Origin of the sequence: Anaeromusa sp. (assembly GCF_028691475.1) — a bacterium.
Lineage (GTDB): Bacteria > Bacillota > Negativicutes > Anaeromusales > Anaeromusaceae > Anaeromusa.
Genome location: NZ_JAQUZF010000151.1, coordinates 1 through 4,997, shown reverse-complemented (window position 1 = coordinate 4,997; position 4,997 = coordinate 1). Strand labels below are relative to the sequence as shown.

Below are 4,997 nucleotides of genomic sequence, written 5' to 3'. Positions count from 1 at the left end.
TTAATTATTGCAACCACACGCTGCAAATCTTCTTCACTCATCTTCGTATCACTTGGTAAACAAACACCACTTGCGAAAATTCTCTCACATACGCCATCGCCAACAAAGTCATACTTTGAGAAAAACGGCTGTACGTGCATGGGCTTCCAAATCGGCCGACTCTCAATGTTTTTGGCTTCCAATGCCTCCATTATGTCCAACGGCCGCACATTCCCCTGCAATGTCATACAACTCAACCAATAATTAGGCTCATTCCAGGAATTTATCGGCATCATGGAAATTCCTGCCAAACGCCCTAACTCACGCTGATAAAACTCAAAAATATTTTTCTTCTTTGCTACCCGCTGGTCCAATACCTTCAGCTGCCCCCGGCCAATACCGGCCACTACATTACTCATCCGGTAGTTATAACCCAGTTCGCTATGTTGGTAGTGTCTTGCGGGATCCCTGGCCTGAGTAGACCAATAACGCACTTTGGCAATTTTTTCTTCGTCATTACTTACCAGCATGCCGCCGCCTGAAGTGGTAATGATTTTATTGCCGTTAAATGAAAAGATTCCAAAATCACCCAAGGCCCCTGTTGGTTTTCCTTTATAAAAAGTACCCAAGCTCTCCGCTGCGTCTTCAATCAATGCCACATTATAGGAATGACAAAGTTCACTAATACGCTCCATATCTGCAGCCAGGCCATAAAGATGCACAACAAGCACAGCTTTTGGTTTTTTCCCCATACGAGAATATTTCTCTAGCGCCCTTTCCAATGCCATTGGTGACATATTCCACGTTTTCTCATCGGAATCAATAAATACAGGCGTAGCGTCTTGGTAAATAATAGGATTAGCCGTAGCAGAAAAGGTCAAAGACTGACAAAAGACAATATCCCCCTTGCCTACACCAACGGCTTTCAATGCCAAATGGATCGCAGCCGTTCCAGAGTTCAGAGCCGCCGCTGCTTTCACCCCAATCCGCACGGCTAATTCATTCTCAAATTCGTTTACATTCTTACCCAAGGGAGCAATCCAATTCGTATCAAAGGCTTCCTGAACATACTCTTTTTCATACCCTTCGTCACTCATATGCGGCGATGAAAGAAAGATTCTATTTTCATTTGCCATTTCCATAACTTCCTCTCTAAAAACAATGTACCACTGCCAATTTAATGTCCTTGGGCTACTGCAACTTGCTGCTTCTCAAAGTCACCTTGTACTCTAACGGAAGCCACCTGCGCAGGTTCCCGTACGATTGAGCGCTTCGTTACGCCATATCTTGGTACAATTTCCTGCAGCAAAACAATAATATCCTCTTTAGCGCTGGCAGCCTGCAGGCTGTCCAAGACCTCAGATAAATTCTTTCCGCTGACCGAATTTAAGCCCGCCACAAAAATCTTCTCATGTTTAGTCGCTTCGGTGCCTTCTTCCGCTGTTAGCAGCTCTTCAAAGAGCTTCTCCCCCGGCCTGAGTCCGCAAAACGCAATGTCGATGTCTTTGTACGGTTCCATCCCCGAAAGACGGATCAGGTCTTCGGCCATATCCAAGATTTTCACGGGTTTGCCCATGTCCAAGACAAAGACCTCCCCCCCCGCAGCCAATGCGCCGGCTTGCAGCACCAGCTGGCTCGCCTCCGGAATGGTCATGAAGTACCGCGTCATTTTCGGATCCGTAATGGTCACCGGACCGCCGGAAGCAATTTGCTTTTTAAACAAAGGCACCACACTGCCCCGGCTGCCCAAGACGTTGCCGAAGCGCACCGCCGCATAGCGTGTGCGGCTTTTTTCGTTCATCGACTGCACGACCATTTCAGCGACGCGCTTGGTAGCCCCCATGACGCTAGTGGGATTGACCGCCTTGTCTGTAGAAATCATAATAAAAATTTCGCTATGATTACGATCCGCAGCCTCCGCTACATTTTTGGTACCGAATATATTATTTTGTACCGCCTCTACCGGATAGGCTTCCATCAACGGCACATGCTTATGCGCCGCCGCGTGAAACACCACTTGCGGCTGAAATTCACCAAACACCGTCTGCACGCGCTGCGCATCGCGCACATCGGCAATCACCGGCACTGTTGCCAGCTCCGGCTGGGTCCGTTTTAGTTCCTGGTGAATTTCATAAATACTGTTCTCGCCCTTGCCAAGCAGCACCAGCTGCTCCGGCTTCATCTTGCAGATTTGCCGGCAAAGCTCGCTGCCGATAGAACCTCCTGCCCCTGTCACCAATACTCGTTTTCCTGTCAGATAGGCAGCAATATCTTCCACTGCCAGTTTTACCGGCTCACGGCATAATAAATCCTCTACCTGCACAGACCGTAATTGCTGCACCCCAACTTTGCCGTCGATCAACTCATACATGCCTGGCAGTGTTTTTAATTCACACTGTGTGGCACGGCAGATTTCGACAATTTCCCGCACAGTGCCGCCGCCCAAGGACGGCATGGCAATAATAATCTCATCCACATTGTATTGTGCTACGAACTCCTGGATGCGCTCACGGCTGCCCAAAACTTTGGCACCGTGCAGCATTTTTCCCTTTTTATATATGTCGTCATCCACAAAGCCAACGAGATGATATTCGCTTTGCAACCGCTTACCCAATTCCTTGGCGATCATCGCTCCCGCATCCCCTGCACCGATAATCAATACATTGCGCAGCTCCTGAACCGCCTTTTGCCCCACATAACGACGCACATAATAAGCGTAAAGACGAATGGCAAAACGGGACGCCCCCACCAAAATAATTCCCATTACCCAGCTGAGTACATGGATGCTGCGCGGCAGCCCCGAATCGCTCACAACGTTCATCAAAACTACCAGCACCAGCGAACTGATTGAAACAGCGCCCATGATTGCCACTAATTCCCGTATGCTTGCATACCGCCACATCCGGTTGTACAAGCCGGCAAAATAGAAAACCACTAGCCGGCTCACTACAATAAGGGGCATATAACGAATCAATATACCGACATATACGTCTGGCAGGCTCCCTTCAAAACGCAACAATACTGCTAGAAAAGGAGCCATGCTTACTATTAAAATGTCGATCAGACTTAAAAAGCCAGGGATAATTACTCGTTTCATAAGTCCACACGCTCCTATTTGCTACTTTTTCGTATAATTATAAACAATCGCCGCCGTACTCAAGGATGGCAGAATTTCCTGCAACACTAACAATTTACCGGATTCCGGCACATAAACCATATCCCCGTCTTGCAGACGCAGGTTTTGCGCGATATCCTGCTTTTTCACAAAAGCGTCAAAATCGACTTCCTTCATAAATACGGCGTCTCCAACTGTACGTACCACCGCAATATGCTTAGGGCGCCCCTTCGGAGCAATGCCGCCGGCACTGGATAAGGCTGCAAATACATTCATCTTGTCCGCCGTCAAAGGATAGATGCCTTCTTTGTTAACGGCACCCATTACATAGACTTGGCGCGCCCCATACTGCTTGATAATGATGGCCAATTCCGGAATAGCCAAATATTGACCCAGCTTTTCTTTCAGTACTGCCGTAACTTCCGGAATGGTCAGTCCAGCCATCTTGACTGCGCCTGTATAAGGAAGATTTACATAGCCATCTGGACCAACCGTAATATCATTCATCCAGGATTCATCCGGAAAGCCTAGAACGGATAAATTCAACACATCGTACTTGCCTAGTTGATACGCTCCCATATCTCCGGCAATCTGAAAAGGAGACGGTGGCTCTTGCGCCGCCGCTTCTACGAGAGAAAAGTTTAGTAATACGCACAGGCATGCGAGCAATAGTCTTCGCTTCATTGAGCGCCTCCTTCAGAAGAATGTTCCTTGCCGTAATAGTAGTAATAATAACTATGTTCAGCATCGATTTCTACATTGTGCAAGATGGCCCCCAAGAGTTTGCCGTTAGCCGCTTGAATCAATTTTTGCGCCTGCTGCGCCATCTCTGGCCGCACACTGCAAGAATCAAGCACCAGCACCACGCCGTCCACTTTTGACGCCAATACCGCCGCGTCAGTTACCGCAATCACCGGTGGCGCATCAATCAAGACATAGTCGTACTCTTCCCGCAGTTGCTCCAAGAGCAGCTTCATTTTTTCTGAACCCAACAACTCCGACGGATTCGGCGGTACCGGTCCGCTAGCCAAAAGCGTCAAATTCGGAACTCCGCTCTCCTGAAACAATTCCGTGAGCAGGGTACCTTCTGCCAAGTGATTAGTCACTCCGGCCTTGTTTCTTTTGAAAATATGGTGCTGCACTGGTTTGCGCAGATCACAGTCAACAAGTAGTACTTTCTTTCCTGTTTGCGCCAAAGCCACCGCAGTATTGGCAACAGTTGTCGACTTGCCCTCACCGGGGCCAGCACCGGTAAATATCAACGTATGCAACAAAGCATCTGTTTGGCAAAACTGGAGGTTTGTCCGTATAACCCTGTAGGCTTCCGCCACAGGTGATTTGACGTCTTCGTGTACAATCAAAGTATGTTGGCGCTTCATATGACTATTCCTTTCCTTTGCTAACTAACTGCAATAGCTTCTTAAAGAAAGCCTGCAACTCGCCGCGTTCTTTTTCTTGTGTACGGTCAAATACAGGAATTCGTCCTAGCACGGGCACCCCCAGATAGCGTTGCACATCTTCGTCCGTCCGGATGCTGCGGTTGATGTATTCCATGGCAAAAGCAATGCCTAACCCCAAAATCAATCCCAGCAACGCCCCTATAAGGGTATTCAAGACTATTTTAGGCTTGATAGGTTTTCCTGGCACAACCGCCTTATCTACCAACTGCACATCAGTTGCTTCCATCACCTCGGCAATACGTGCCTCCTCATGACGTTTAGCCAGCATGACGTAAATATCCTGTGCCACCGTAGCATCCCGCAACAAACGCACGTACCCCCGTTCTTTAGCTGGCAACGTGGCCACGTCTGTTTCACCTTCAGTCAGGGCCTTTTCAATCGCCTGCTGCTGCGCCGTAGCCGCTGCCAAATCGACTTCTCCTTGCATGCGCCCGGTAAGCAGC

At 48.6% G+C, this 4,997-nt stretch carries 5 protein-coding genes; all 5 read right to left on the bottom strand.

The window, feature by feature from the left end:
* The coding region (locus PHF27_RS13260; protein ID WP_300071039.1) for an aminotransferase class I/II-fold pyridoxal phosphate-dependent enzyme at positions 1-1,115 on the bottom strand (1,115 nt) is incomplete at its 3' end.
* Positions 1,116-1,156: 41 nt separating this feature from the next.
* Positions 1,157-3,076 (bottom strand): nucleoside-diphosphate sugar epimerase/dehydratase, encoded by a 1,920-nt coding sequence (locus PHF27_RS13255; protein WP_300071036.1) that lies wholly within the window; start codon positions 3,074-3,076, stop codon positions 1,157-1,159.
* A gap of 21 nt (positions 3,077-3,097) precedes the next feature.
* A complete protein-coding gene (locus tag PHF27_RS13250; protein ID WP_300071033.1) occupies positions 3,098-3,778 on the bottom strand; it encodes a polysaccharide biosynthesis/export family protein in 681 nt (226 codons plus the stop codon).
* Positions 3,775-4,473 (bottom strand): CpsD/CapB family tyrosine-protein kinase, encoded by a 699-nt coding sequence (locus tag PHF27_RS13245; RefSeq protein WP_300071030.1) that lies wholly within the window; start codon positions 4,471-4,473, stop codon positions 3,775-3,777. The genes PHF27_RS13250 and PHF27_RS13245 overlap by 4 nt, the downstream gene beginning before the upstream one ends.
* 4 nt (positions 4,474-4,477) lie before the next feature.
* Positions 4,478-4,997 (bottom strand): GNVR domain-containing protein (locus PHF27_RS13240; protein ID WP_300071027.1); only part of this gene is annotated, 520 nt, incomplete at its 5' end.

Excerpts from the sequence above, each read along its gene's own strand:
- PHF27_RS13255 (WP_300071036.1), bottom strand. The coding sequence starts at position 3,076 with ATGAAACGAGTAATTATCCCTGGCTTTTTAAGTCTGATCGACATTTTA.
- PHF27_RS13250 (WP_300071033.1), bottom strand. The coding sequence starts at position 3,778 with ATGAAGCGAAGACTATTGCTCGCATGCCTGTGCGTATTACTAAACTTT.
- PHF27_RS13245 (WP_300071030.1), bottom strand. The coding sequence starts at position 4,473 with ATGAAGCGCCAACATACTTTGATTGTACACGAAGACGTCAAATCACCT.